This is a genomic window from Nocardioides agri (genome assembly GCF_013778305.1).
GTDB lineage: Bacteria > Actinomycetota > Actinomycetes > Propionibacteriales > Nocardioidaceae > Nocardioides > Nocardioides agri.
In genome coordinates this window covers 1,733,791-1,758,195 of sequence record NZ_JACEIC010000002.1, presented here as the reverse complement: position 1 = coordinate 1,758,195, position 24,405 = coordinate 1,733,791, and the positions used below count along the sequence as shown (strand labels likewise).

The 24,405-nt window shown below is 73.2% G+C and carries 24 protein-coding genes; 14 read left to right on the top strand and 10 right to left on the bottom strand.

What is annotated here, in order from left to right; all coding sequences use genetic code 11:
- Complete coding sequence (locus HZF07_RS13125; RefSeq protein WP_157342221.1) at positions 1–504, bottom strand: general stress protein; 504 nt, start codon at positions 502–504, stop codon at positions 1–3.
- Between the two features lie 36 nt (positions 505–540).
- Between HZF07_RS13125 and purS the strand changes: the two genes are divergently transcribed.
- The 3 genes from purS to HZF07_RS13110 are packed head-to-tail and all read left to right on the top strand — an operon-like array spanning position 541 to position 1,912.
- Positions 541–807: a phosphoribosylformylglycinamidine synthase subunit PurS gene (purS, locus tag HZF07_RS13120; RefSeq protein ID WP_181645153.1), complete on the top strand. Its 267-nt coding sequence runs from the start codon at positions 541–543 to the stop codon at positions 805–807.
- On the top strand, positions 804–1,472 hold the full coding sequence (purQ, locus tag HZF07_RS13115; RefSeq protein WP_181645152.1) for a phosphoribosylformylglycinamidine synthase subunit PurQ: 669 nt from the start codon (positions 804–806) through the stop codon (positions 1,470–1,472). Before purS ends, purQ begins: the two co-directional genes overlap by 4 nt.
- Positions 1,469–1,912, top strand: a complete 444-nt coding sequence (locus HZF07_RS13110) for a DUF3817 domain-containing protein (RefSeq protein WP_157342219.1) — start codon at positions 1,469–1,471, stop codon at positions 1,910–1,912. Before purQ ends, HZF07_RS13110 begins: the two co-directional genes overlap by 4 nt.
- 4 nt (positions 1,913–1,916) lie before the next feature.
- Here HZF07_RS13110 and HZF07_RS13105 read toward each other — a convergent pair whose 3' ends face one another.
- Positions 1,917–3,353, bottom strand: a complete 1,437-nt coding sequence (locus tag HZF07_RS13105; RefSeq protein WP_181645151.1) for a glycoside hydrolase domain-containing protein — start codon at positions 3,351–3,353, stop codon at positions 1,917–1,919.
- A gap of 229 nt (positions 3,354–3,582) precedes the next feature.
- The gene (locus tag HZF07_RS13100; protein WP_157342215.1) at positions 3,583–5,049 is read right to left on the bottom strand and encodes an MFS transporter; all 1,467 of its coding nucleotides are present in this window, start codon (positions 5,047–5,049) and stop codon (positions 3,583–3,585) included.
- 121 nt (positions 5,050–5,170) lie between these two features.
- On the opposite strand from HZF07_RS13100, the gene HZF07_RS13095 reads away from it, so the two are divergent.
- From HZF07_RS13095 to HZF07_RS13085, 3 genes are read left to right on the top strand one after another with little or no spacing between them, the layout of a single operon-like run.
- Complete coding sequence (locus tag HZF07_RS13095; RefSeq protein ID WP_181645150.1) at positions 5,171–5,719, top strand: TetR/AcrR family transcriptional regulator; 549 nt, start codon at positions 5,171–5,173, stop codon at positions 5,717–5,719.
- A 56-nt stretch (positions 5,720–5,775) separates the two neighbouring features.
- Positions 5,776–8,016, top strand: a complete 2,241-nt coding sequence (gene purL / locus HZF07_RS13090; RefSeq protein WP_181645149.1) for a phosphoribosylformylglycinamidine synthase subunit PurL — start codon at positions 5,776–5,778, stop codon at positions 8,014–8,016.
- A 19-nt stretch (positions 8,017–8,035) separates the two neighbouring features.
- On the top strand, positions 8,036–8,731 hold the full coding sequence (locus HZF07_RS13085) for an alpha/beta hydrolase family protein (RefSeq protein WP_181645148.1): 696 nt from the start codon (positions 8,036–8,038) through the stop codon (positions 8,729–8,731).
- A 59-nt stretch (positions 8,732–8,790) separates the two neighbouring features.
- On the opposite strand, the gene HZF07_RS13080 is transcribed toward HZF07_RS13085, so the two are convergent.
- On the bottom strand, positions 8,791–9,396 hold the full coding sequence (locus HZF07_RS13080; protein ID WP_157342210.1) for a hypothetical protein: 606 nt from the start codon (positions 9,394–9,396) through the stop codon (positions 8,791–8,793).
- A gap of 24 nt (positions 9,397–9,420) precedes the next feature.
- A complete protein-coding gene (locus tag HZF07_RS13075) occupies positions 9,421–9,969 on the bottom strand; it encodes a helix-turn-helix domain-containing protein (protein ID WP_157342208.1) in 549 nt (182 codons plus the stop codon).
- Positions 9,970–10,046: 77 nt separating this feature from the next.
- Here HZF07_RS13075 and HZF07_RS13070 point away from each other — a divergent pair, with 77 nt between their 5' ends.
- Together HZF07_RS13070 and HZF07_RS13065 are read left to right on the top strand one after the other, a co-directional pair.
- Complete coding sequence (locus tag HZF07_RS13070) at positions 10,047–10,694, top strand: SAM-dependent methyltransferase (protein WP_157342206.1); 648 nt, start codon at positions 10,047–10,049, stop codon at positions 10,692–10,694.
- A 25-nt stretch (positions 10,695–10,719) separates the two neighbouring features.
- Positions 10,720–11,697, top strand: a complete 978-nt coding sequence (locus HZF07_RS13065; RefSeq protein WP_198346398.1) for a helix-turn-helix transcriptional regulator — start codon at positions 10,720–10,722, stop codon at positions 11,695–11,697.
- A 4-nt stretch (positions 11,698–11,701) separates the two neighbouring features.
- On the opposite strand, the gene HZF07_RS13060 is transcribed toward HZF07_RS13065, so the two are convergent.
- Positions 11,702–12,949: an MFS transporter gene (locus HZF07_RS13060; RefSeq protein WP_157342204.1), complete on the bottom strand. Its 1,248-nt coding sequence runs from the start codon at positions 12,947–12,949 to the stop codon at positions 11,702–11,704.
- A 69-nt stretch (positions 12,950–13,018) separates the two neighbouring features.
- Here HZF07_RS13060 and HZF07_RS13055 point away from each other — a divergent pair, with 69 nt between their 5' ends.
- Genes HZF07_RS13055 through HZF07_RS13045 form a run of 3 tightly spaced genes read left to right on the top strand, consistent with a single transcriptional unit; the run spans position 13,019 to position 15,331 of the window.
- The gene (locus HZF07_RS13055) at positions 13,019–13,618 is read left to right on the top strand and encodes a winged helix-turn-helix domain-containing protein (protein WP_309504722.1); all 600 of its coding nucleotides are present in this window, start codon (positions 13,019–13,021) and stop codon (positions 13,616–13,618) included.
- A complete protein-coding gene (locus HZF07_RS13050) occupies positions 13,618–13,977 on the top strand; it encodes a sterol carrier family protein (RefSeq protein ID WP_157342200.1) in 360 nt (119 codons plus the stop codon). The genes HZF07_RS13055 and HZF07_RS13050 overlap by 1 nt, the downstream gene beginning before the upstream one ends.
- A gap of 10 nt (positions 13,978–13,987) precedes the next feature.
- On the top strand, positions 13,988–15,331 hold the full coding sequence (locus HZF07_RS13045; RefSeq protein ID WP_157342198.1) for a dipeptidase: 1,344 nt from the start codon (positions 13,988–13,990) through the stop codon (positions 15,329–15,331).
- Here HZF07_RS13045 and HZF07_RS13040 read toward each other — a convergent pair.
- Both HZF07_RS13040 and HZF07_RS13035 read right to left on the bottom strand, forming a co-directional pair.
- Positions 15,328–17,097, bottom strand: coding sequence for a sensor histidine kinase (locus HZF07_RS13040; protein WP_157342196.1), 1,770 nt, complete (start codon positions 17,095–17,097; stop codon positions 15,328–15,330). The genes HZF07_RS13045 and HZF07_RS13040 overlap by 4 nt on opposite strands.
- A gap of 14 nt (positions 17,098–17,111) precedes the next feature.
- On the bottom strand, positions 17,112–18,902 hold the full coding sequence (locus HZF07_RS13035; protein ID WP_157342194.1) for a sensor histidine kinase: 1,791 nt from the start codon (positions 18,900–18,902) through the stop codon (positions 17,112–17,114).
- Positions 18,903–18,970: 68 nt separating this feature from the next.
- Here HZF07_RS13035 and purF point away from each other — a divergent pair, with 68 nt between their 5' ends.
- The 3 genes from purF to HZF07_RS13020 all read left to right on the top strand — a co-directional run bounded on the left by purF (position 18,971) and on the right by HZF07_RS13020 (position 21,903).
- On the top strand, positions 18,971–20,515 hold the full coding sequence (gene purF, locus HZF07_RS13030) for an amidophosphoribosyltransferase (protein WP_181645147.1): 1,545 nt from the start codon (positions 18,971–18,973) through the stop codon (positions 20,513–20,515).
- Between the two features lie 8 nt (positions 20,516–20,523).
- The gene (gene purM, locus HZF07_RS13025; RefSeq protein WP_181645146.1) at positions 20,524–21,594 is read left to right on the top strand and encodes a phosphoribosylformylglycinamidine cyclo-ligase; all 1,071 of its coding nucleotides are present in this window, start codon (positions 20,524–20,526) and stop codon (positions 21,592–21,594) included.
- Between the two features lie 120 nt (positions 21,595–21,714).
- Positions 21,715–21,903 (top strand): DUF3073 domain-containing protein, encoded by a 189-nt coding sequence (locus HZF07_RS13020; protein ID WP_157342192.1) that lies wholly within the window; start codon positions 21,715–21,717, stop codon positions 21,901–21,903.
- A gap of 91 nt (positions 21,904–21,994) precedes the next feature.
- Here HZF07_RS13020 and HZF07_RS13015 read toward each other — a convergent pair whose 3' ends face one another.
- Positions 21,995–23,071, bottom strand: coding sequence for a Glu/Leu/Phe/Val family dehydrogenase (locus HZF07_RS13015; protein WP_157342190.1), 1,077 nt, complete (start codon positions 23,069–23,071; stop codon positions 21,995–21,997).
- An 85-nt stretch (positions 23,072–23,156) separates the two neighbouring features.
- Positions 23,157–24,392, bottom strand: a complete 1,236-nt coding sequence (locus HZF07_RS13010; protein WP_157342188.1) for a hypothetical protein — start codon at positions 24,390–24,392, stop codon at positions 23,157–23,159.
- Between the last annotated feature and the right edge of the window lie 13 nt (positions 24,393–24,405).

The window sequence follows — 24,405 nt, the reverse complement described above, 5'->3', positions numbered from 1 at the left end:
CTACTCGAACGGGTTGGGCAGCGCCCCGGGCAGCTCGGCGAGCAGCGCCCGCGCCTCGTCGGCCACCTTGTGCTCGACCAGGACCTCGTAGCGGGTCGCGACCACCTGGGTGATCGAGGAGAAGTCCCGCTGGCCGCGAGTGAACGCATAGCCGAGCAGTGCCCACACCAGGCCGAACACCGCGCCGAGCAGCACGGTCGAGAGGATCATCGCCAGCCAGTCCTCGTCGACGAAGAACGAGAAGATCAGCCCGACGAAGAGCCCGAGCCAGACGCCGGAGAAGAGGCCGCCGAGGGCGACCCGGCTCCAGGTGAGCCGGCCGGTGATCCGCTCGACCCGCTTCAGGTCGGTCCCGACGATCATCAGGTGCTGGACCGGGAACTCCTTGTCGGAGAGGAAGTCCACGGTCTTCTGGGCGGCCGCGTAGTCGTCGTACACCGCGAGCGACTGGGGGTACTCGAGGCGGAGCGGGTTCGCTCCCGGCATACCGGTGGGCAGGCTCATGCCGACCAGTCTGCACCAGCCGCCTAGACTGACGCCGTGCCACGCGTAGTCGTCGACGTCATGCCCAAGCCCGAGATCCTCGACCCGCAGGGGAAGGCCGTCCACGGCGCGCTTCCCCGCCTCGGGTTCTCCGGGGTCACCGATGTCCGTCAGGGCAAGCGCTTCGAGCTCGAGCTCGACGGCGAGATCACCGACGAGGTGCTCGCCGAGGTGGAGAAGATGGCCGAGACGCTGCTCTCCAACCCGGTGATCGAGAACTACACGGTCCGGGTCGAGGCTCCCTCCGACGAGGTGGGCGCGTGAAGGTCGGGGTCGTCACCTTCCCTGGCTCGCTCGATGACGTCGACGCGCTGCGTGCCGTCGGCATCGCCGGCCACGAGGCGGTCGCGCTGTGGCACGGCGACCACGACCTCAAGGGCGTCGACGCGATCGTCCTGCCGGGCGGGTTCTCCTACGGCGACTACCTGCGCTGCGGCGCGATCTCCCGCTTCTCGCCGGTGATGACCGACGTCATCGAGGCCGCCGGCCGGGGCATGCCCGTGCTCGGCATCTGCAACGGCTTCCAGATCCTGTGCGAGTCGCACCTGCTCCCCGGCGCGCTCATCCGCAACGACCACCGCAAGTTCGTGTGCCGCGACCAGCGGCTGCGCATCGAGAACAACCGCACTCCGTGGACCTCGGCGTACGCCGAGGGTGACGAGGTGACGATCGTGCTGAAGAACGGCGAGGGCGGCTTCGTCGCCGACGACGCGACCCTGGACCGGCTCGAGGGCGAGGGCCAGGTGGTGGCCCGCTACCTCGTGGACAACCCCAACGGCTCGCTGCGCGACATCGCCGGCGTCACCAACGAGCGCGGCAACGTGGTCGGCCTGATGCCGCACCCCGAGCACGCGGTCGAGGACCTCACCGGCGCCGGGACCGACGGCCTCGGCTTCTTCACCAGTCTCGTGGAGCGCGCGTTCGCATGAGTCCGCGCCTGCTGTTCCGGCGGGCGGCGATCGCCGAGGCCGTCACCTGGGCGCTGCTGCTCACCGGGATGTTCCTCAAGTACGTCACCGAGACCACCGAGCTGGGGGTACGGGTCTTCGGCATGGTCCACGGCGTCGTGTTCGTGGCCTACTGCCTGACGACCGTCCTGGTCGCGGTCGACCAGCGCTGGTCCGCCGGCCGCACGCTGCTCGGCCTCGCCGCCGCCGTCCCGCCGTTCTTCACCGTGCTGTTCGACCGGTACGCCGAGCGCCGCAGCGCGCTGGGCGACGCCTGGCGGCTCCGCGACGTCGAGCCGGCCGGGCCGGTGCAGCGGGCCACCGCGTGGCTGCTCCGCAACCCCAGGCGCGGCGCGCTCTCGGGCCTGGTCGCGGTCGCGGCGCTCACGGGGCTGGCGCTCCTGGTCGGCCCGCCGGCCTGACGACCTAGCGCCGACCGGCCTGGAGCGCTGCCCAGGTCTGGGTGTTGGCGACGCCGGACACGTTCAGCCCGAGTCGGGTCTGGTAGGCGCGGACCGCCGCGTCGGTGCGGGAGTCGAAGACCCCGGTCGGCCGCAGCGCCTTCCGCGCGTCGGACGAGATGGTCGACTTCAGCGCGCGCTGGAGGCGCCGGACCTCGACGCCGGCGGAGCCGAACTTGAGCACCGGCGTGCTGCCCGCGCTGAGGAGGGTGAGCCACGCCTCGCGGCTCCAGGCCGGCTGGACGGCGAGGTTGTGGGGGCCCTGCCAGGCGTTGACGGCCTGCACCAGCCCGTCGCTGAAGACGCCGTCGATCGGGCCGGCGTACGTCCCCTGCTCCTGGAGCAGGCACTGGAGCGCCTGGACCTTCCTCGGGTTGGAAGTGCGACCGGAGGACGCCGCCAGGAGCGTGGGGTAGGACGAGAACGCGACCGGGATGCCGCCGCAGTGGGTCTCGGGCACGGCCACCGAGCCGGTGCCGACGTCGAGGAAGTTGCGGTCGATGTTGATCCGGACGTTGCCCCAGGTCTCGTAGTGCCCGCCCTGGTACTGCTTGACGCGGGCCTTGGCCCAGCCGTCGCTGCGCATGTAGGTCGGGTTGACGCTGGTGTTGGCGAGGCCGTCCCACCGTGCGACCCAGATCTGGTCGGGCAGCGTGTAGGCCGTCGGCCGGGAGACCCGCACCTCGTCGAGGGCCTTCATGCCGGAGCCCGCGCTGGAGTAGACCCCCGAGACGTAGCCCAGGGCGTGCAGCTGCTGGGTCCACCCGCTGAGGAAGGACAGGGCCGACTCGCGGCACTTGGTGTTGCCGTAGGAGAAGCCCTCCAGGTCGTACCAGAGCGTGCTGCCGGCCACGATGCCCAGCGCGGCTGCGGCGCCGACGGACTTGTTGGCCTCGTTGACGCCCTGCGTGTACGCGTTGACGTAGGTGCCGGTGTTGGCGGCGCGGGTGGGGTCGATCGTCACGTCGGTGCCGTAGCGCGGGTAGCGCGGCTGGCAGGACGCCTGGGGGCCGAGCGTGATCGGCAGCAGCCGCCAGCCCTTGGCCAGCTGGGTGCTGACCCAGGTGGGGGTGAGGTTGGGCTGGTCGCGGCAGGCCCGCGAGTCTCCGGAGATGTAGATGCCGACCGCGAGGAACGGTGAGTACTCCAGCCAGCGGTCCATCTTCGACTGCTTCGGAGCCAGGCACTGGTCGAACCCGTAGCCCGTGAAGTTGCCCGGAGTGACGACGTTGTCGCGCTTCGCCTTCGCCTTGGCCTTCGCCGCGACCCCTGTGGTCGGGGTGCCGGCGGCCGGTCCTTCGACGACGGCGATCGCGCCGGACGCCGCGAGCACGAGCCCGAGTGCGGCGGCGGCCAGTCGGCCGGTGCGGTGGCGGAGGGGCAGTGAGGCCGGGCGAGGCATGTGGTGCTCCAAGCGGGTCGAGACGTGGCGTGCCTCGCGGCGAGGCCACGTCACCATAACCTCAGAAATCACATGAGTAACAGGCCGCGTCGCTAACTACAGGCGTGTAATTGTTCGGCATCCGGCGCCTCGACCTGACGGGTTTCGTCGGGCGGACGACGGAGCTCGCGCCTGGACGACGGAGTCCCATCGTCCAGGCGCGAGCTTCGTGCTCGACGTACGGCGTGCCTCAGGCGGCCTCGGCGGCGACCGCCTCGACGACCGCCTCGGGCGTCCCGGCGTCGCGGACCGGCCGCCGCACGCGGATCACCACCGCGGTGACCAGCAGGGCGAGGCCGGCGAACGTCGCCGAGGTCAGGAACGCCGCGCTCATGCCCGGCACCAGCTCGCCCGGGACCGCGCCGGCGGCGTACACCGACACGATCACGGCCACGCCGACGGCGCCGCCGAGCTGTTGCGTGGTCTGCAGCAGGCCGGACGCGGAGCCGGCGTGCTCGGGCGCGACGCCCGAGAGCACGATCACGGTCACCGGCATGAAGAGCAGCGCGGACGCGATGCCGGCGAGGGCCATCGGCCCGAAGACCGCCGCGAGATAGGTGTCGTCGACGCCGATCGTGCTGAGCCAGGCGTAGGCGAGCGTGAGGGTCGCGCCGCCGACGAGCATCATCCTGCGGGGGCCGAACCGGCCGAGCAGGGCCGGCGTGACGCGCGAGGTGGCGAAGATGCCGAGGCTGAACGGCAGGAACGCGACACCGGCGAGCAGCGGACCGAAGCCGAGCACGCCCTGGACGTACTGCACGACCAGGAAGAACATCGACAGGTTCGCGCCCATGAGCAGGGCCATCACGGCGAGCGCGCCGACCCGGTTGCGGTTGCGCACCAGGGCGGGCTGCACCAGCGGGTGCGGGTGCCGCAGCTCGGTGCGGGCCAGCAGCGCCAGCAGTGCGATGCCGACGGCGAACCCGACGGCCGTCCGCACCGACAGCCAGCCGTGCTCCGGCGTACCGATGAGGGTCCAGACGAGCGCGACCGCGCCGCCCGTGGCAGCCAGCGCGCCGACGACGTCGAAGCGGCCCGAGCGACGCGGGGTCTCGTCGACGAAGCGGGGCGCGAGCGCGATCACGGCGAGGCCGATCGGCACGTTGATGAACAGCGTCCAGCGCCAGGACCCGACGTCGGTCAGCAGCCCGCCGAGGATCAGGCCGATCGACGCGCCGCCGGAGGAGACGGCGCCGAACAGGGCGAGCGCGCGGTTGCGTGCGGCCTCGTCGGGGGCGCTCGTCGTCAGGAGGGCGAGCACGCTCGGGGCGGCGAGGGCCGCGCCGGCGCCCTGGAAGGTGCGCGCGGCGATCAGCTGGCCGGGGGTCTGGGCGATCCCGCCCAGGGCGGAGCCCAGCGTGAAGACGGCCAGGCCGATCTCGAAGACCTTGAGCCGTCCGTAGACGTCGCCGAGCCGGCCGCCGAGGAGCAGGAGCCCGCCGAAGGCGAGCGTGTACGCGTTGAGGACCCAGGACAGGGATGCTGGGCCGAAGCCGAGGCTCCTGTCGATCTGCGGGAGGGCGACGTTCACGACCGTCGCGTCGAGCACGATCATCAGCTGGGCCACCAGGACGATCGCGATACCGGCGGCCGCGCGGCCGGCGTTCGGCGGGAGCTCGCTGGGAAGCTCCCGGGTGGGGGAGGCGTTCAGGGACATGGGGTGAGGTCCTGTTCTGGCCCGGGGGGCCGAGGTACAGTAGATCCGGAGGATGACTCCGCTTCCCGATGAACGATACGGAGACTGTCTCCGGTTATCAAGTCTTTTTCGAGGTGAATCCGTGCGTGCCGACGCCAAGCGCAACTACGACCGCATCGTCGAGGCGGCGCGGGAGCTGTTCCGGGAGCAGGGGTACGACGCCTCGCTCGACGAGGTCGCGAAGCGGGCCGGGGTCGGCCCGGGCACGCTCTACCGGCACTTCCCGAAGCGCGAGAACCTGATCGACGCGATCCTCCAGTCCTGGATGGACAAGGTGACGGACGCGGCCGACAAGGCGCTCGCCTTCGAGGGCGACGACCGTGCGCTGCTGCTCAACTGGTTCGAGGAGTACGTGCGGCTGATCAGCCAGCACAAGGGCGGCCCCGCGAAGATCACCCGCGCCATGGGCGACCCCGAGTCGCCGATCATGACCAAGTGCCAGGTCCTCGCCGGCGCCAACGCCCGCGTCATCGACCGGCTCCGCGAGGACGGCGCCCTGCGCGACGACGTCGAGACCCTCCAGGTCTGCCGCCTCGTCGGCGGCATCGCGACCGTCGCGGACCAGTCCGACCTCGACCCCACCGCTGTGCGCCCCATGCTCGAGGTCGTGGTCGACGGGCTGCTGACGTAGCAGCCAGCGGTCGAACCGCTGTCGGCCGCCCCGAGCCCCACGGGTAGATTTGCCCCGTGCTGGACACCGTGGCCGTCGCCGCCGAGGACCCCAACCGCGAGCAGCCCTGGGCCGACCTGGGCCTGAAGGCCGACGAGTACCAACGGATCCGCGAGATCCTGGGTCGCCGGCCCACGTCGAGCGAGCTGGCGATGTACTCGGTGATGTGGAGCGAGCACTGCTCCTACAAGAGCTCCAAGGTGCACCTCAAGCAGTTCTCCGAGCTCAGCCAGGAGACCCCGGTCGGCAAGATGCTCGCCGGCATCGGCGAGAACGCCGGCGTCATCGACATCGGCCAGGGCTACGCGGTGACCTTCAAGGTCGAGTCGCACAACCACCCGTCGTACGTCGAGCCCTACCAGGGCGCCGCGACCGGCGTCGGCGGCATCGTGCGCGACATCCTCGCGATGGGCGCGCGGCCGGTGGCGGTCATGGACCCGCTGCGCTTCGGCCCGCTCGACGCCGACGACACGCACCGGGTGCTGCCCGGGATCGTCGCGGGCGTCGGCGGCTACGGCAACTGCCTCGGCCTGCCCAACATCGGCGGTGAGGCCGTCTTCGACGAGACCTACCTCGGCAACCCGCTCGTCAACGCGCTCTGCGTCGGCGTGCTCAAGCACGAGGACCTGCACCTGGCCAAGGCGTCCGGCGTCGGCAACCAGGTCATCCTCTACGGCGCGCGCACCGGTGGCGACGGCATCGGCGGTGTCTCGGTGCTGGCGTCCGAGACCTTCGACGCCGACGGCCCGGCGAAGCGGCCCAGCGTGCAGGTCGGCGACCCCTTCATGGAGAAGCTGCTCATCGAGTGCACGCTCGAGATCTTCGCGGCCGGGCTCGTCGCCGGCATCCAGGACCTCGGCGGCGCGGGCCTGTCCTGCGCGACCTCCGAGCTCGCGTCCGCCGGCGACGGCGGGATGCACGTCGAGCTCGACCGGGTGCCCCTGCGCGACTCCACGCTCGCTCCGGAGGAGATCCTCATGAGCGAGTCGCAGGAGCGGATGATGGCGGTCGTCGAGCCCGGCGACGTCGAGGCGTTCCTGGCGATCTGCGCCAAGTGGGACGTCGAGGCCGTGGTCGTCGGCGAGGTCACCGACACCGGCCGGCTGCACATCGACTGGCACGGCGAGCGCGTCGTCGACGTGCCGCCGCGGAGCGTGGCGCACGACGGTCCGACGTACCACCGGCCGTTCGCCCGCCCGGACCGGCAGGACGACCTCCAGGCCGACGCCGCCGAGCGGCTGCCGCGCCCGGAGTCGGGCGACGACCTGCGCAAGACCCTGCTGACGCTGGTCGCGAGCCCCAACCTCTGCGACAAGTCCTGGATCACCGACCAGTACGACCGCTACGTGCGCGGCAACACCGTGCTCGCCCAGCCCAGCGACAGCGGCATGGTCCGCGTCGACGAGGAGACCAACCTCGGGGTCGCCGTCTCCACCGACTGCAACGGCCGGTTCGCCAAGCTCGACCCGTACGCCGGCGCGCAGCTCGCGCTCGCCGAGAGCTACCGCAACGTGGCGACCGGCGGCGCCGTGCCGCTGGCGATCTCGGACTGCCTCAACTTCGGCTCGCCCGAGGACCCGGCCGTCATGTGGCAGTTCGCCGAGGCCTGCCGCGGGCTCAAGGACGCCTGCGCCCAGCTCGGCATCCCGGTCACCGGCGGCAACGTCAGCCTCTACAACCAGACCGGCGAGACCGCGATCCTGCCCACCCCGGTCGTCGCCGTGCTCGGCGTGATCGACGACGTCACGCGGCGTACGCCGTCGGCGTGGTCGAGCGCCGGGGAGCGGGTCTTCCTGCTCGGCGAGACCCGCGAGGAGCTCTCCGGCTCGGAGTGGGCGCACGTCGTGCACGGCCACCTCGGCGGGCTGCCGCCGCAGGTCGACCTCGAGGCGGAGCGGTCGCTCGCGCAGCTGCTGCACGCCGGTGTCGGCCTGCTCACCTCGGCCCACGACCTCTCGGACGGCGGCCTCGCCCAAGCGCTGGTCGAGGCCGCGCTGCGGCACGACGTCGGGGTCTCGGTGGCGGTGCCCGGCGACGCGTTCCTCGGCCTGTTCAGCGAGAGCACGGCCCGGGCGCTGGTGACCGTGCCCGACGGCGAGGCCGAGCGGCTCGTCGAGCTCGCGGAGGAGCACGGCGTGCCGATCACCGCGCTCGGCGTCACCGGAGGCGACTCGGTGGCGGTCGACGGGCAGTTCGAGCTGCCGCTCGACGAGCTGCGCGCGGCCTGGACCGCGACGCTGCCCGCCGCCCTGGCCTGAGCCTGCCTGCGCTGCGGCCGTGGCCACGACCGAGACCGTCCGCTACGGCGCCGACGCCGCCCAGTTCGCCGAGCTGACCCGCCCCGACGGCCCGGCCCGGGGCATCGCGGTGCTCGTCCACGGCGGGTTCTGGAAGCCGCAGTACGGCATCGAGTACGCCCGGCCGCTCGTCCCGAGCCTGGTCGCCGCGGGGTGGATGGCGTGGGCGGTCGAGTACCGCCGCGGCACCGGTGCGGCCGACACGCTGGACGACGTGCGCGCGGCGGTCGCCGCGCGTCCCGAGGTCGCCGGTCCGGCCGTCGCGATCGGCCACTCCGCGGGCGGCCACCTCGCGGTCTGGGCGGCGGGCCAGGGTCTCGGGTTGACCCACGTGGTCGCGCAGGCCGGCGTGCTCGACCTGCGGGCGGCGCACGCCGAGGACCTCGGTGACGGTGCCGTCGCCCGCTTCCTCGGCCACCCGCCCGGTCCCGAGGACGACGACGTGGACCCGATCGCCCAGGTGCCGCTCGCCGTACCCGTGTGGTGCGTGCACGCCACCGCCGACGACATCGTCCCGATCTCCCAGTCGCGGTCCTACGTCGCTGCCGCGACCGCCGCCGACGGCACCGCCCAGCTCGTCGAGGTCGACGGCGACCACTTCACGGTCGTCGACCCGGCGCACCCCTCCTGGGCCCGCCAGCTCGCCCTCCTCGACACGTTGAATCGAGACTTCTGACGGTTGAATCGAGAGTTCTGGCGGTCAGAAGTCTCGACTCAACGGTGAAAACTCTCGATTCAACGGTGGAGGCGGGCGGCGAGGGCCTCGGCGGCGCGGACGACGAGGTCGGCGAGGTCGGGATCGGTGACGGCCTGCTCGGGGGCGTGGCCGAGGGTGAGCGCGGCGGGCTGGGTCAGCCAGGCCCAGGCGCGCCAGGGGTCCATCCCGGCCGCGAGCAGCGGCTCCAGCACCGGTGCGAGCTCGGCCCGCACCTCGCCGGACGGCGTCAGCTGGAACGCGGGTACGACGACCCGCTCGTCCACCGGCACCAGCAGCAGCGCGTGCTGCTGGGCGGCCTTGTGCACGGCGTACCGGGTCGCGTCGACCGACGTCCGGCGCACCTCGGCGAGCGTCTCGTAGGAGAACGTGTCGCTCGCGAGCAGCTCGGCGCGCAGCCGGGCCTGGCGCCGGAGCAGCACCAGCCCCACCGGTACGGCGTGCTCGGGCTCGTCGCCCTGGCTGCGCAGCGCCCGGTCGAGCTCCTCGACCCGGTCGGGCTCGCTCCAGACGGCGCGGCCCTCGGCGTCGCGGGCGAAGGTCGGGAGCCCCGCCTCGGCGAGGTGGTCGGCGAGACCGAGGTCCTCCAGCCAGGTGGCGAGGCGCTCACCGTCAACAGAGCTCACGGGGACAAGCCTGCCGCACCGCGGTCAGCGGACGTGCATCCGCTCCCCCTGCGGCCCGAACAGCGCGAGCACCTCGGTGGGATGCGGGCCGGGGTTGCCGACCCAGTGCGGCTGCCGGGTGTCGAACTCCACGACCTCACCGGCCCCGAGCAGCAGGTCGCGGTCGCCGATCACCAGCCGGAGCTGGCCGGAGAGGACGTACATCCACTCGTAGCCCTCGTGGGTCGCGAGCGCCACGGCGTCGCGCGGCCGGGCCGGGAAGACGATCTTGTATGCCTGCAGTCCGCCGGGACGACGGGTCAGCTGGAGGTAGGTCCGGCCGTGCCGACGGGTCGTGCGCAGCTGCACCCGCGGGTCGCCGGTCGCCGGCGCGTCGACGAGCTCGTCGAGCGAGACCCGGTGGGCGCGCGCGAGCGGGAGGAGCTGCTCGAGCGTCGGCCGCCGCTGGCCGGACTCGAGCCGGGAGAGCGTGCTGACCGAGATGCCGGTCTCCTCGGAGAGGTCGCGCAGGGTGATGTCGCGCTCCTGCCGGAGTGCCCGCAGCCGCGGGCCGACCATCGCGAGCTCGTCCATGCCGTCGATTCTGCCAGAGTTTGCCGGATTGGCAACGGCAGTTGTCGATCCGCCGGACCCGTGCCGATACTCGAACCATGAGCCACGAGCACCAGCACCAGCAGGAGATCACCCGCGAGCACTTCGAGCAGCCGTCCTGGGACGAGCGGTACGGCGGGGAGGGCCGGACGTGGAGCGGCCGGCCCAACGCGGTCCTCGTCGCCGAGGCGAGCGACCTGCCCGTCGGCCGGGCGGTCGACCTGGGCTGCGGCGAGGGCGGCGACGCGATCTGGCTGGCCGAGCGCGGCTGGGAGGTGACCGGCATCGACTTCTCCGAGGCCGGGCTGCGCAAGGCCGCCGAGCACGCGGCCCAGCGCGGCGTCGCGGACCGGATCACCTGGGTCCAGGCCGACCTGCGCACCTGGACGCCCGACGGCGAGCAGTGGGACCTGGTCACCTCCTGCTTCCTGCACCTGCTCGACCACGGCATGGTCGAGGCGACCCGCCGGATGGCCGACGCCGTCGCGCCGGGCGGCACGCTGCTGGTGGCCGGCCACCACCCCGACGACTCCCACACCGGGCTGCGCTGGTCGCTGCCGGGGGTGATGTTCACGGCGGACGAGCTCGCCCCGGCCGTCGACCCCGACCTGTTCGACGTCCGCGCCGAGGCGCGGCGCCGCACGGAGACCCGGAACGACGAGACCCACGAGGTCACCGACGCGGTCCTCCTAGCGGTCAGGAAGTGACCTGAACCGGGAGTAGCGTGCCCCCATGAGCACCAGCTCCCGGATGTTGCGGCTGCTCTCGCTGCTGCAGACCCACCGCTACTGGCCCGGCGGCGAGCTCGCCGAGCGGCTCGAGGTGAGCCCGCGGACCCTGCGCCGCGACATCGACCGCCTCCGCGAGCTCGGGTACGACGTCGACGCGTCGCGGGGCGTCTCGGGTGGCTACCAGCTGCGTGCGGGCGCTGCCCTGCCGCCGCTGCTGCTCGAGGACGACGAGGCCGTCGCGATCGCGGTCGCGCTGCACACCGCCGCCTCCGGCGCGGTGGCCGGGCTGGAGCAGACCGCGGTGCAGGCGATGGCCAAGGTGATCGCGCTGATGCCGCCGAGGCTGCGCCGCCGGATGGAGGCGCTGCACACCCAGACCGACGGCGTGCCGTGGGACGACGGCCCCGCGGTCGACGCGAGCGCGCTCGCGGTGCTCGCGCAGGCCTGCCGCGACGACGACGTCGTCACCTTCGACTACACCTCCCGCACCCGCGGCGGGGAGGGCGTCGCGTCCGGACCGCGCCGGGTCGAGCCCCACCGGCTGGTGTCGCTGGGCCGGCGCTGGTACCTGGTCGCCTACGACCGCGACCGCCAGGACTGGCGCTCCTTCCGGGTCGACCGGATCGGTGGTCCGGCGGCGACCGGACAGCGGTTCCGGCCCCGCGAGCTGCCCGCCGAGGACGCGCCCACCTTCGTGCGCGCCGGGATCAGCGCCATGCCGCACCGGTACGACGTACGCGTGCGGTTCGCAGCCGACGCGGCGGACGTCACGGCCCGGTTCGGCCGGTGGGCGACCGTGGAGCCGCTCGAGACCGGCTGCCGGATGCGGATGGCGGTCGACACCCTGGACTGGCCGCTCTTCACGCTCGTGACCCTCGACGCCGACTTCGTCGTGGAGGGGCCGCCCGAACTGGCGGCGGCCGTCGTCGCGGCCGCCGGCCGGCTCCAGCGGGCGGCCGGGCAGCCCCTGCCCGGCTGAGGGATCAGGCGGCCGCCGGTGCCGCGCACACGTCCCAGGCGGCCGGCCGCGGGACGGACCGGACGCTCGCCGACAGGGTCGGGATCAGCGCGACGGCGGCGGTGAGCAGGCCGAGCGTCAGGGTGGCCGCCGTGCCGCCGAGCGTGGTGAGCAGCGTGCCGGCGAGCACCGGGGCGAACGGCATCGTCGACATCGACGCGAACTGGCTGGTCGCCTGGACCCGGCCCACCAGGGCCGGCGGGGTAATCGCCACCCGGTAGGACCCGATGCCCGCGTTGCCGGCCGGGTTGAGCAGCATGCCGAGCCCGAGCGCCGCGGCCACGACGAGCGGCTCCGGCCACAGCGCCATCGGCACGACCAGCGGCAGGAACGACCACGCGATCAGCACCGTCAGCCGCCCGGTCGGCACCCGGTCGATCAGCCACGGCGCCAGCACCGCGCCGACGATGCCGGCCACGCCCGCGATCGCCTCGACCAGGCCGATCTGCAGGGCGCTCGAGCCGCCGGAGATCAGCCGCAGCACTGCCACGAAGAACAGCGCGTTGACCATCAGGTTGGTGAGCGGCCCCCAGATCGTGAGGACCCGGAAGAACGGCCGCGACCACACGAACCGCGCGCCCTCGACCAGGTCGTGCCCCGGCCGGCGCCGCGGCCCGTCGTACGGTGTGGGGGAGAGGTCGGCGCGCAGCCGGCCCAGCAGTACCCAGGACGCGAGGTACGACGCCGCGTCGACCGCGAACGGCAGCCAGCGCGCGATGCCCAGCAGCACACCCCCGAGCGGAGCGCTGACCAGCGCCGCGACGTGCAGGCGGGCCTGGTGCTGGCTCAGCGCGGTGGGCAGCTGGTCGGTCGGCACCACGGCGCGGACGGCCGAGAGCTCGGCCGGGGCGAAGAGGCCGGCGCCGACGCCGGTCAGCAGGGCCACGACGAGCAGGTGCGGCACCGTGAGCGTGCCGGCGATCCCGGCGCCCGCGAGCGACGCGTAGAGCAGCACGCCGACCGCGCTGGCGGCGCGCATGATCCGGCGGCGGTCGCGGCGGTCGGCGAGCACGCCGGCAGGCAGCAGGGCGCCGGCCACGCCCAGCAGGTGGAGCGCCTCGGCCGCGGCCGCGAGCAGCACGGAGCCGGTGAGCGCGAAGGTGACGAGCGGGAAGACGAACATCGACATCCGGCTGCCGACCTCGGAGATCGTCTGACCGATCCACAGCACCGTGAAGTCGTGGTTGCGGGAGAGCGCGCGGTACGACGACATACCCGCAACATAACTTGCGCAAGTTGTGTTGCGCAATAGGTCGTGCGCAAGTGTGGCAGGATGGCGGACGTGCCGTACCAACCGTCCGGACGCCCGCTGCACGACCCTCGCGAGCTGCGGGCGGTCGCCCACCCGGTGCGCAACCGGATCCTCACCGAGCTCGGGGCCACCGGGCCCATGCGGGCCGCCGACCTCGCCCGCGAGCTCGGCATCCCGGCCAACCAGGCCAGCTTCCACCTGCGCCAGCTCGCGAAGTACGGGCTGATCGAGGAGGACCCCGATGCCGGCCGCGACCGCCGCGACCGGGTCTGGCGGATGACCTCGACGACAGGTGTCTCCATCGACCTCAAGGCGCTCGAGGAGCAGCCCGGCGGGGCCGCGGCGGTCGAGGTGTTCCGGCGCAACGCCGCCGGGTGGGGCCACGTCGTCGTCGACGCGATCTACTCCGCCCGTCGCGAGGACGGCGTGATCCGCACCCTCAACGACAGCGCGGTCCGGCTCACCTACGAGGAGGCCCAGGAGATGGCGGCGGACTTCGACGAGCTCGTCCACCGGTGGCAGGAGCGCACCCGTGGACAGGAGGGCGAGCGCCGCACCTACCTCGCGTTCGTCGCGCTCCAGCCGCACCCGGTGACGGGGGCCGAGCTGGCCGCCGGGGGCGAGGACTGATGCCGGCCCGGCTGCGTCCCGCCGACCCGTGCGAGGTCGCGGTCGCGCTCGACCGGTTCCGCGCCGGCGACCCCGAGCGCGCCGACCTCCGGCTGCTCACCAAGCACTTCCTCGCGCTGCTCGAGCTGCGCGCCCCCGGCAGGTCCGTCGAGGTGCGGGTCCCGCCGTACGCCGCCGTCCAGGTCGTCCCCGGGGTCCGGCACACCCGCGGCACGCCGCCGGCCGTCGTCGAGACCGACGCGGGCACGTGGATCGCGATGGCGACCGGTGAGCTGGCCTGGACCGACGCCGAGGCCGCCGGCCGGACGCGGGCGTCGGGGGAGCGGGCCGACCTCTCGCCGTACCTGCCGTTGATCTAGCGTGGGGGCCATGAGCCACGAGCTGCGCAGCAAGGTCCGAGACGTCTTCCCGGGGGTCCGCCAGGACCTCGAGGACCTGGTCCGGATCCAGTCGGTCAGCGCCGACCCGGAGCGGCTCGACCAGGTCGAGCGCAGCGCCGAGGCCACGGCGGCGCTGTTCGCCGCCGAGGGGGTCGACGTCGAGATCGTGCGCGCCTTCGACGGCGCGCCGCCCGCCGTCGTCGGGGAGAAGAAGGGCCCCGAGGGCGCGCCGACGGTGCTGCTCTACGCCCACCACGACGTGCAGCCGGAGAACGACCACGCCGACTGGGACTCCCCGCCGTGGGAGCCGACCGAGCGCGACGGCCGCCTCTACGGCCGCGGCGCCGCCGACGACAAGGCCGGCATCATGGCCCACATCGGTGCCCTCCGGGTGCTCGGCGACGACCTGCCGGTCACCGTGCGGCTCTTCATCGAGGGCGAGGAGGAGGTCGCGAGCGCGACCCTCCCCCAGCTGCTCGAGCAGTTCCAGGAGCGCCTCGCGGCCGACGTGATCGTGATCGCCGACTCCGGCAACTGGGACATCGGCGTGCCCGCGCTCACCACCAGCCTGCGCGGCCTGATCCGCGTCGACGTCGAGCTGCGGACGCTCACCCACGCCGTCCACTCCGGCATGTGGGGCGGGCTCGCGCCGGACGCGATCATGGCGCTCGTCCGGCTGCTCAACAGCCTGTGGCACGAGGACGGCAGCCCGGCCGTGGCCGGCCTGCACAGCGGCCCGGCCGCCGACGTGGAGTACCCCGAGGAGCGGCTGCGCGCCGAGTCCGGAGCGATCGACGGGCTGCACTGGGTCGGCACCGGGCCGGCCGTCGAGCGTCTGTGGACCCAGCCGGCGATCACGGTCACCGGCTTCGACGCCCCCAAGGTCGCGGGCGCGTCCAACACGCTCAGCCCGGTCGCCCGGGCCCGCGTCACGATCCGGATCGCGCCCGGCGACACCAGCGCCAACGCGGTCGCCCGCCTCGAGGAGCACCTGCGCGCCCACGTGCCGTGGGGCGCCGAGCTCAGCACCACCGTGGTCGACACCGGCGAGCCGATCGCGCTCCCGGCCGACGGGCCGGCGTACGACGCGGCGCGGGCGGCGTTCACCGAGGCCTGGGACGGCACCGCGCCGGTCGACATGGGCGTCGGCGGCTCGATCCCGTTCATCGCGGAGTTCCTCGAGGCGTTCCCGCAGGCGAGCGTGCTCGTCACCGGCGTCGAGGACCCGGACACCCGCGCGCACGGTGCCAACGAGGGCCTGCACCTCGCGGAGTTCGAGCGGGTGGTGGCCGCCGAGGCGCTGCTGCTGCGCAACCTCGGCGCTCGCGGCTAGGACCCGGCCACGGGCAGGTGCACCCGGAACGTGCTGCCCACGCCCAGCGCGGACTCCAGCTCGATCCGGCCGCCCAGCTGGTCGACCACGCGGCGCACGATCGCCAGGCCCAGACCGGTGCCCTGGCGACTGGCCGCCTCGGGGTCGGGGGAGCGGTAGAACTCCTCGAAGACCTGGTCCTGGTCCTCGGGGGCGATCCCGATGCCGTCGTCGGTGCAGCGCAGCACGACCTCGTCCCGCGTGAGCTCGAGGACGATCTGCACGCGGCCGCCGTCGCGGGCGTACTTCACAGCGTTGCCGACGAGGTTGGCGACGACGTGCTCGAGGTCGTGGGCGGTGCCGAGCACCGTCGCCCCGGCGGTGGGCAGCTCCGAGTCGACGGCGATCCCCCGCCGGCCGGCCGGGCCGAGGTTGAGATCGACGGTGGCCGCGACGATCGGGGCGAGGTCGACCGGGCCCGTCGTGCCGATCCACCCGTCGGCCAGACGGTGCAGGACGAGCAGGTCCTCGACCACCCTCGAGAGCCGGGTGCTGCCGCGCTGGATCGCCGCGACCGCCTTGCGCGAGTGCTCCGAGAGACCGTCGTCGCCGTCGAGGATCTCCAGGTAGCCCACGATGCTGGTCAACGGCGTCCGCAGCTCGTGCGAGACGGTGGCCACCAGGCGGGACTTGTAGTCGGCGAGCGTCTTGAGCTCCTCGACCAGCCGGTGCTCGTGCTCGAAGTTGCGGGCGGTGACGAGCGCGCTGCCGAGGTCGCGGCCGATGTCGAGAGCCGCAGCCGCCTCGCCCTCGCTCCACTCGGCCTCGCCGCGGCGCCGGCTCAGGCCGAGCCAGCCGAGGTACTCCGACCCGGCACCCAGGGGTGCGACCAGGAGCGACTCCGCGGTGGTCTCCGTCGTGAGGAAGCGCATCACGGCCGCGGCCTCGTCGGCACGCAGGGGCTCGGGGATCCGGCGCTCCGGAGCGAACACGCCGACCTGCTGGGCGGCCCACGCGGCCTCGGCGAACCTCGCGACCGGGTCGGTGAAGGACGGCGGGGGCGGCACCGGGCGGCTGTCGTGCACCGGTCGCGGCTCGCTGCCGGCCAGCTGCAGCCACAGGGCGGTCGCCCGGAAGCCCTCGACGATCGCCGCGCCGCACTCGGCGAGCACGTCGTCGACCGACATGGACCCGGTCGCCCGGCGCACGATGTCGGCCGCGGCGCTGGCGAGCCGGATCTGCTCGGCCATCCGCTCGCGCTCGAGGGTCGCCACCACGGCGCGGCTCGCCTGGCGGGCGAAGACGTCCAGCAGGGCGCGCTTGGCGACGTCGGGGATCAGCCCGTCCCGGGGCAGGTCGAGGCCGAGCACGGCGATCAGCCGGCCGTCGTCGCTGTGCAGGGGCGCGACGAGGATGTCCTCGGGGTGCCAGAAGCCGTCCGCGACCACGCGCGGGCCGTCGGAGGTCCATCCCCACTTGTCGACATCGATGTCGTGCTTGTCGTGGCGGACGTACTTCAGCCAGCCCCAGTCCTCGGCGTCCTCCAGGGCCACGAGCAGCGGGTCCAGCGGTGCGAGCGAGTCCACCAACGCGGCGCGGGCCTCCTCCGGCCCGACGACGCACAGCTGCTGGAGGTAGCCGTCGTCGCGGACCGCGCTGATGCCCACCAGGTCGAAGCCGGTGGTCTCGACGATCGACTCGGCGATGGCCTGCAGGGCCTGCCGGGACTGGTCGTCGGACCACCGCGAACCACGGACGGGTCGCTCGAAGTCGGGCGAGTCGATCATGGGTCGCTCCTGCCTCACGCGGCCGGCAGGTGGACGGTGAAGGTGCTGCCTTCTCCGAGCGTGGAGGTGACCTCCATGCGCCCGGAGTGGCGCTCGATGATCCGGCGCACGATCGCGAGCCCCAGGCCGGTGCCGGGCTGGGCCACCGCCTCCGGGTTGGTCGAGCGGAAGAACTCGGTGCCGAGCCGCTCGACGTCGGAGGCGGAGATCCCGATCCCCTCGTCGCTGCAGACCAGCAGCGCCTCGTCGTCGCCCTTCTCGAGCCGGACCGTCACCGAGCGGCCGGCCGGCGTGTACTTGATCGCGTTGCTGAGCAGGTTGGTGCAGACCCGATCGAGCTCGTCGGCGTCGCCGCGGGCGACCACCGGCTCGGCGGCGCGGACGACGTGGACCGTGACGCCCTTGTTCTGCGCGGCGACCGAGACGAGGTCCATCGCGCTCGCGACGACGTCATCGAGGGCGACGGGCCGGGCGATCACCGGGTTCGCGGCGTCCTCGACCTTCGAGAGCAGCAGGAGGTCGTCGATGACCTTGACCATCCGCTGGGCGCCGCGCTCCATGGCGGAGAGTGAGGTGCGCGTGGTGCCGGTCAGGTCGGGGGACGCCTCGAGCATCTCGAGGTGACCCAGCACCGAGCTGAGGGGGTTTTTCAGCTCGTGGGCGACGGTGGCGAGCAGCTGCCCCTTGTAGTCGTCGAGCGCCTTGAGCTCCCCGACCAGCCGGTGCTCGCGCTCGAAGGTGCGCGCGTTGAGGATCGCCCGGCCCAGGTCGTGGCCGATGTCGAGGGCCGCGGTGGCGTCGGCCGCCGTCCACTCGGGCGCACCCGGGAGCCGGGTCAGGACCAGGTTGCCGACGCACTCGGGCCCGGCGCCGAGCGGCACGAACAGCAGCGACTCGACGCCGATCCCGCGCAGGAACTCGAGGATCGCTCCACCGCTCTCCTCGGTGACCGGCGGCAGGAACGGCCGGTCGGGGGCGACGATCGCGACCTCCTGCCGGCGCCAGGCCTCCCGGGCTGCCTCCTCGGCGATGCCGACGAGATCGTCGCCGAGCGCGACGTCGGTGCCGGCGGCGGAGAAGACGTGGCCGCGCCCGACGCCGCGCACGCTGAAGGTCTGGATCCACACCCCGGCCGACCGGAACCCCTCGACCAGCGCCTCGCTGCAGTCGTCGATGATCCGCTCCAGGCTGAGCTGGGCGGAGGCCCGGCGGACGATGAGCCGGGCGGCCTCGGCCATCCGGACCTGCTCCGCGAGCGCCTGGCGCTCCAGCGCCACGACGACGGCGCGGCCGGCCTGCTCGGCGTACCTGTTGAGCACGGCGCGCTGCGCCTGGCTGGGCCGCCGGCCGTCGGCGGGCAGGTCCATCGCGAGGCTGCCCCTCAGGGCGCCGAAGTCGTCGTAGAGCGGCGCGATCAGCAGGTCGAGGGGGTGCCAGGCGTCCGGGCTGTCGTCGATCGGGTCGATGTCGGGCACCCAGCCCCAGGTCTCCCCGGCGCTCGGGTCGAGGCGCTCGTGCGGCACGAAGCGCAGCAGCCCCCAGTCGTCGGCCTTCGCGAGCTCCGCGAGCAGCCGGTCGACGGGCGTCCGGGTGCCCTCGAGCTCGGCCTTGGCCTCCTCGTTGCCGGCGACGGCGACGGACTCGAGGAGGCCGTCGTCGCGGACCACGCTGATCGAGGCGATCCCGAACCCGGCCATCTCGGTGACGCCCTCGGCGATCAGCTGGAGGGCGTCTCGGGACGGCGCGTCGACCCAGGCCGGCTGGCGGCTGGGCGCGGTCGGTGCTACGGGAGTGTCCCGAGACATGGGTCCTCTTCGGTCATGGTCGCGGGCCCATCGTATCCGCGAGGCACCCCGCGCCTTAGAATCCTCACGTGCCCTTCGAAACCAGCCGACGCAAGGGCGGCGACGGCCGGCTCACCGCTGCCCTCGACCCGCACGAGCAGGGACCGCAGGACGCATGTGGCGTCTTCGGGGTCTGGGCGCCCGGCGAGGACGTCGCCAAGTTGACCTACTTCGGTCTCTACGCGCTCCAGCACCGGGGTCAGGAGTCGGCCGGCATCGCGGTCAGCAACGGCCGCCAGATCCTCGTCTACAAGGACATGGGCCTGGTCTCCCAGGTCTTCGACGAGACGACGCTGGCGTCGCTCAAGGGCCACCTCGCGATCGGTCACACCCGCTACTCGACCACCGGCGCCAGCACCTGGCAGAACGCCCAGCCGACGTTCCGGCCGACCGCCGACGGCTCGATCGCGCTGGGCCACAACGGCAACCTGATCAACACCCACGACCTCCAGCAGATGGTCACCGACCTGCCGGGGCCCGAGGACGAGCTCGACCTGCACACGCGGCCGATGGAGAGCTCCACCAACGACACCGGGCTGGTCACCGCGCTGCTCGCGCACCACCCGGACACCTCGCTGGAGCAGCGGGCGCTCGAGGTGCTGCCGAAGCTCGAGGGTGCCTTCTGCTTCGTCTGGATGAACGAGGACACCCTCTACGCCGCCCGCGACCCGCAGGGCATCCGGCCGCTCGTCCTCGGCCGCCTCGAGCGCGGCTGGGTGGTCGCGAGCGAGAGCGCCGCGCTGGCGACGATCGGCGCGAGCGTGGTCCGCGAGGTCGAGCCCGGCGAGATGATCGTCATCGACGAGAACGGCCTGCGCTCCCACCACTTCGCCGAGCCGGCACCCAAGGGCTGCGTCTTCGAGTACGTCTACCTCGCGCGTCCCGACGCCACGATCAGCGGCCGCAGCGTCCACGAGGCGCGGGTCGAGATGGGCCGCAGGCTCGCTCGCGAGTTCCCCGTCGACGCCGACCTGGTGATGCCGGTCCCCGAGTCGGGCACCCCGGCCGCGGCGGGGTACGCCGAGGAGAGCGGCATCCCGTTCGGCCAGGGCTTCGTCAAGAACGCCTACGTCGGCCGCACGTTCATCCAGCCCAGCCAGACGCTGCGCCAGCTCGGCATCCGGCTCAAGCTCAACGCCCTCGAGCACATGATCCGCGGCCGGCGGATCGTCGTCGTCGACGACTCGATCGTGCGCGGCAACACCCAGCGGGCCCAGGTGCGGATGCTCCGCGAGGCCGGCGCGCTCGAGGTCCACGTCCGGATCTCCAGCCCGCCGGTGAAGTGGCCGTGCTTCTACGGCATCGACTTCGCCACCCGGGCCGAGCTGATCGCCAACGGGCTCGACGTCGACGAGATCGCGGCCAGCATCGGCGCCGACAGCCTGGGATACATCTCGCTCGACGGCATGGTCGAGTCCACCGGCGTCCCCGGCGACCGGCTCTGCCGCGCCTGCTTCACCGGTGAGTACCCCATCGCGCTGCCGGACGAGAGCCTGCTCGGCAAGCACCTGCTCGAGGCGACGCTGAAGTCGCCGGCCTCCGGCGAGGCTCTGCCGGTCCTCAACAATCCCTAGGGAGCTCCGTGACCGACCACAAGCCCAACGCCTACGCCGAGGCCGGTGTCTCCATCGAGGCGGGTGACAAGGCCGTCGAGCTGATGAAGGTGTGGATCGAGAAGGCCCGCCGCCCGGAGATGATCGGCGGGATCGGCGGCTTCGCCGGGCTCTTCGACGCCTCCGCCCTCAAGGCCTACGACCGGCCCCTGCTCGCCACCTCCGCTGACGGGGTGGGCACCAAGGTCGCGATCGCGCAGGCGCTCGACAAGCACGACACGATCGGCTTCGACCTGGTCGGCATGCTCGTCGACGACCTGGTCGTCTGCGGGGCCGAGCCGCTCTTCGTCACCGACTACATCGCCACCGGTCGGGTCGTGCCCGAGCGGATCGCCGCGATCGTCAAGGGCATCGCCGAGGCGTGCGTCGAGGCCGGCGCGGCGCTGCTCGGCGGCGAGACCGCCGAGCACCCGGGCCTCCTCGGCCCCGACGAGTACGACGTGGCCGGGTCGACCACCGGCGTCGTCGACGCCGACAAGCTGCTCGGCCCCGGACGGGTGCGCCCGGGTGACGTCGTCATCGCGATGGAGGCCTCGGGGCTGCACTCCAACGGCTACTCCCTGGTGCGCCACGTGCTGCTGGCGACGGCCGGGTGGTCGCTCGACCGGCACGTGGACGAGCTGGGCCGCACGCTCGGCGAGGAGCTGCTCGAGCCGACGCGGATCTACGCCAAGGCCTGCCTGGCGCTCGCCGACCGGACCCGCACCCACGCGATGTCCCACGTCACCGGCGGTGGCCTGGCCGCCAACCTCGAGCGGGTGATGCCGGTCGAGCTCGGGGCGACGATCGACCGCGCCACCTGGACCCCGCAGCCGGTCTTCGACCTGGTCCGGCGCGTGGGCGAGGTCGCTCAGCCCGACCTGGAGATGACGCTCAACTGCGGCGTCGGCATGGTCGCCCTGACCGACCCCGACGACGCCCACGCGGCCGTCGCCGTGCTCGCCGAGCACGGGGTGCGGGCGTGGATCGCGGGTGAGGTGGCCGCCGCGCCGGAGGCCGGCGGCACCGTCCGGCTGGTCGGCCAGCACCCCGGCTGGTGAGAATCGGCGATCCGATGTGCGGGAACACCCACCCAACAGGTAGCGTTGGGCCCACGAGAACTCTTTGAGACAGTCCGGGAGCCTGAGCGCCCCGGCCGAGTGTGCGAGGGGGCTGACCCTATGGGGCGCGGCCGAGCGAAAGCCAAGCAGACGAAGGTCGCCCGCGACCTGAAGTACCGCACTCATGAGACGGACTTCGGGGCGTTGGCCAACGAGCTGCACGGGCAGAGCAACAGCGACGACACCAGTCAGATCGAGCCGGAAGAGCTCGAGAAGTGGTCGGACTACTCCGACTCCCGTCGCGACTGAGTCTCCTCTGAGTCTCGTCTGACCGAGCCGCCCGACACCGGGCGGCTCGTCGTCGAGCGCGCCCGGTGTCGGACCGGTGGTGTCGGACCGGTCAGTGCTGCGGCAGCCACATCCCGCGCAGCCGGCCGACCTCGCGCATCCGCCGCTCGGCGAGCCGGTCGGCGGCGATCGCCGGCGGCACGCCGTCGGCGGCGGCCAGCTCGAAGACCCGCAGCGTGGTGTCGAAGATGCCGGTGGCGCGCTGCTGCGCGCGCTCGAACGAGAACCCCTCGAGCTCGTCGGCGACCTGGATCAGGCCACCGGCGTTGACGCAGTAGTCCGGCGCGTAGAGGATCCCGCGCTCCTCGAGCGCCTTCTCGATGCCCGGGTGGGCGAGCTGGTTGTTGGCCGCGCCGCACACGATCTTGGCGCTCAGCACCTCGACGACCTCGTCGGTGAGCGCGTCACCGAGCGCGCACGGCGCGTAGATGTCGAGCGCGGAGGCGACCAGCGCCGCCTCGTCGGCCACGACCTGGATCGTGGGGAGCTCGTCGCGCAGCCGCTCGACGGCCGGTGCATGGACGTCGGTGACGATGACGGTGGCGCCGTCCTCGACGAGGTGGCGGGCCAGGTGGCTGCCGACCTTGCCGACGCCGGCGATGCCGACCGTGCGGCCGGCCAGTGACGTCGTGCCCCAGGCGACCTGGGCGGCGGCGCGCATGCCCTGGAAGACGCCGTACGCCGTGAGCACCGAGCTGTCACCGGCGCCGCCGTGGGCGACGGTGCGGCCGGTCACGAAGTCGCACTCGCGGGCGATGTCGTCCATGTCGACTGAGAAGGTCCCGACGTCGCACGCGGTGTAGTAGCGCCCGCCGAGCGCCTGCACCTGACGGCCGTAGGCACGCAGCAGCGGCTCGCTCTTGGCCGTGGCCGGGTCGCCGATGATCACGGCCTTGCCGCCGCCGAGGTCGAGGCCGGCGAGCGCGGCCTTGTAGGACATGCCGCGCGAGAGGTTGAGGACGTCGCGGAGCGCGTCGGCCGTCGAGGCGTAGGGGTGGAAGCGAGTGCCGCCGAGGGCCGGGCCGAGGGCGGTCGAGTGGATCGCGATGATGGCCTTGAGGCCGGAGCCGGGGTCGTGGGCGAAGACGACCTGCTCGTGCTCGGATCCCAGCTCGAAGACGTCGGACATGGATGGTCCTGCTTTCGTGTCGGCCACGGGGGTGGTGTGGCGCCGTCGTGAGGTCAGGGCACGCAGGGGTGGCGCGTGCTCTGGGTCACACGGTAGTCCCAGCCTCCGGGCGCAGGAAAACCACGTCGCCGTGCGTGCCGTAGCCGCACACGGGGCCGCCGTACGGCGTCCCGTCGAACGTCACGACCAGCCAGCCGTCACCGTCGCGGACCAGCGTCGGCCACGGGATGTTGGAGGGGTACGGCGCGGTCAGGGCGCCGGTCTCGCGCATCGCGAGGTCGTAGGTCGGGAAGCGCTGCGCCCGCTTGTCGCTGGCCAGCACCCGCCAGCCGCCGCCGAGGTGCGCGAGCGTCGTGCCCTCGGCCTGGGTGAGGTGACCGGCCGCGCCGCGCAGGGCGAGCGCGTCCAGCGACGGGCCGCCGGCGAGCGCCGGGTGGAACCGGAAGAACCTCGTCGCGCTCACGAACCCGACCAGCCAGCCGTCGTCGGTCCGGGCCAGGTGCGGGTCCCAGACGCCGACCGAGCGCAGCCCACCGACGGGCAGCGGGAGCGGCTCGGTGTCCAGCAGGTGCACGCCGCTCAGCACGTCGGCGGTCGTCCGGGCGAGCGTGACGCCGATGACCTTGTGCCTGCTGTGGAAGTCGCCCCAGGTGCTGGTGGCGACGAGCCACTCGTCACCGTCCCGGAGGACGTGGGTGGCGTGGTCGCCGTACGCGCCGGCGCGGTCGGGCCGGCGGAAGAAGAGGTCGGAGAGGTGGGTCAGCGCCAGGGTGCGGGTGTCGAGCTCCCACAGCGAGGTGTGCGCGGTGTCGAAGAAGCCGGGGCCGGCGCTGGTCGCCGACAGGACCACGCGGCCGTCCGGCACCCCGGAGACCACGCGCACGTCGCGCAGCCCGAGCTGGCCGAAGCGACCGGCGATCGGGGCGGCGGTGGCCAGGCCGGCCAGCCAGGCCTCGGACCGGGTGTCGATCCGGCCCCGCAGGTCGGTGCGGGCGCGGGCGACCCACCGGTCGCCCTCGCGGGTGAGCGCGGTCAGGTGCGTCCCGGTGAGCGCCAGGCCGACCTCCTCGACCGGCCCGGGCGGCCGCGCGAACCGGCGCGACCGGTGTCGGGTCGTCCGGCCGCGGGTCGTCACCTCCAGCCACACCGCGTCGCCGTCGTAGCGCGCCACGAGGCGGTCCGCCCCCGATGTCAGCTCGAGCGGTCCGGCGCCGGTGGCCGCGGCGTACGGCGCCACCACCTCGTCGAGCGAGGAGCCCGGCACGACCAGGTCGACGGGCCGCTGCCGGCCGACCTCGACGAACGGGGGCAGCAGGGACACGCCCCGAGTCTCC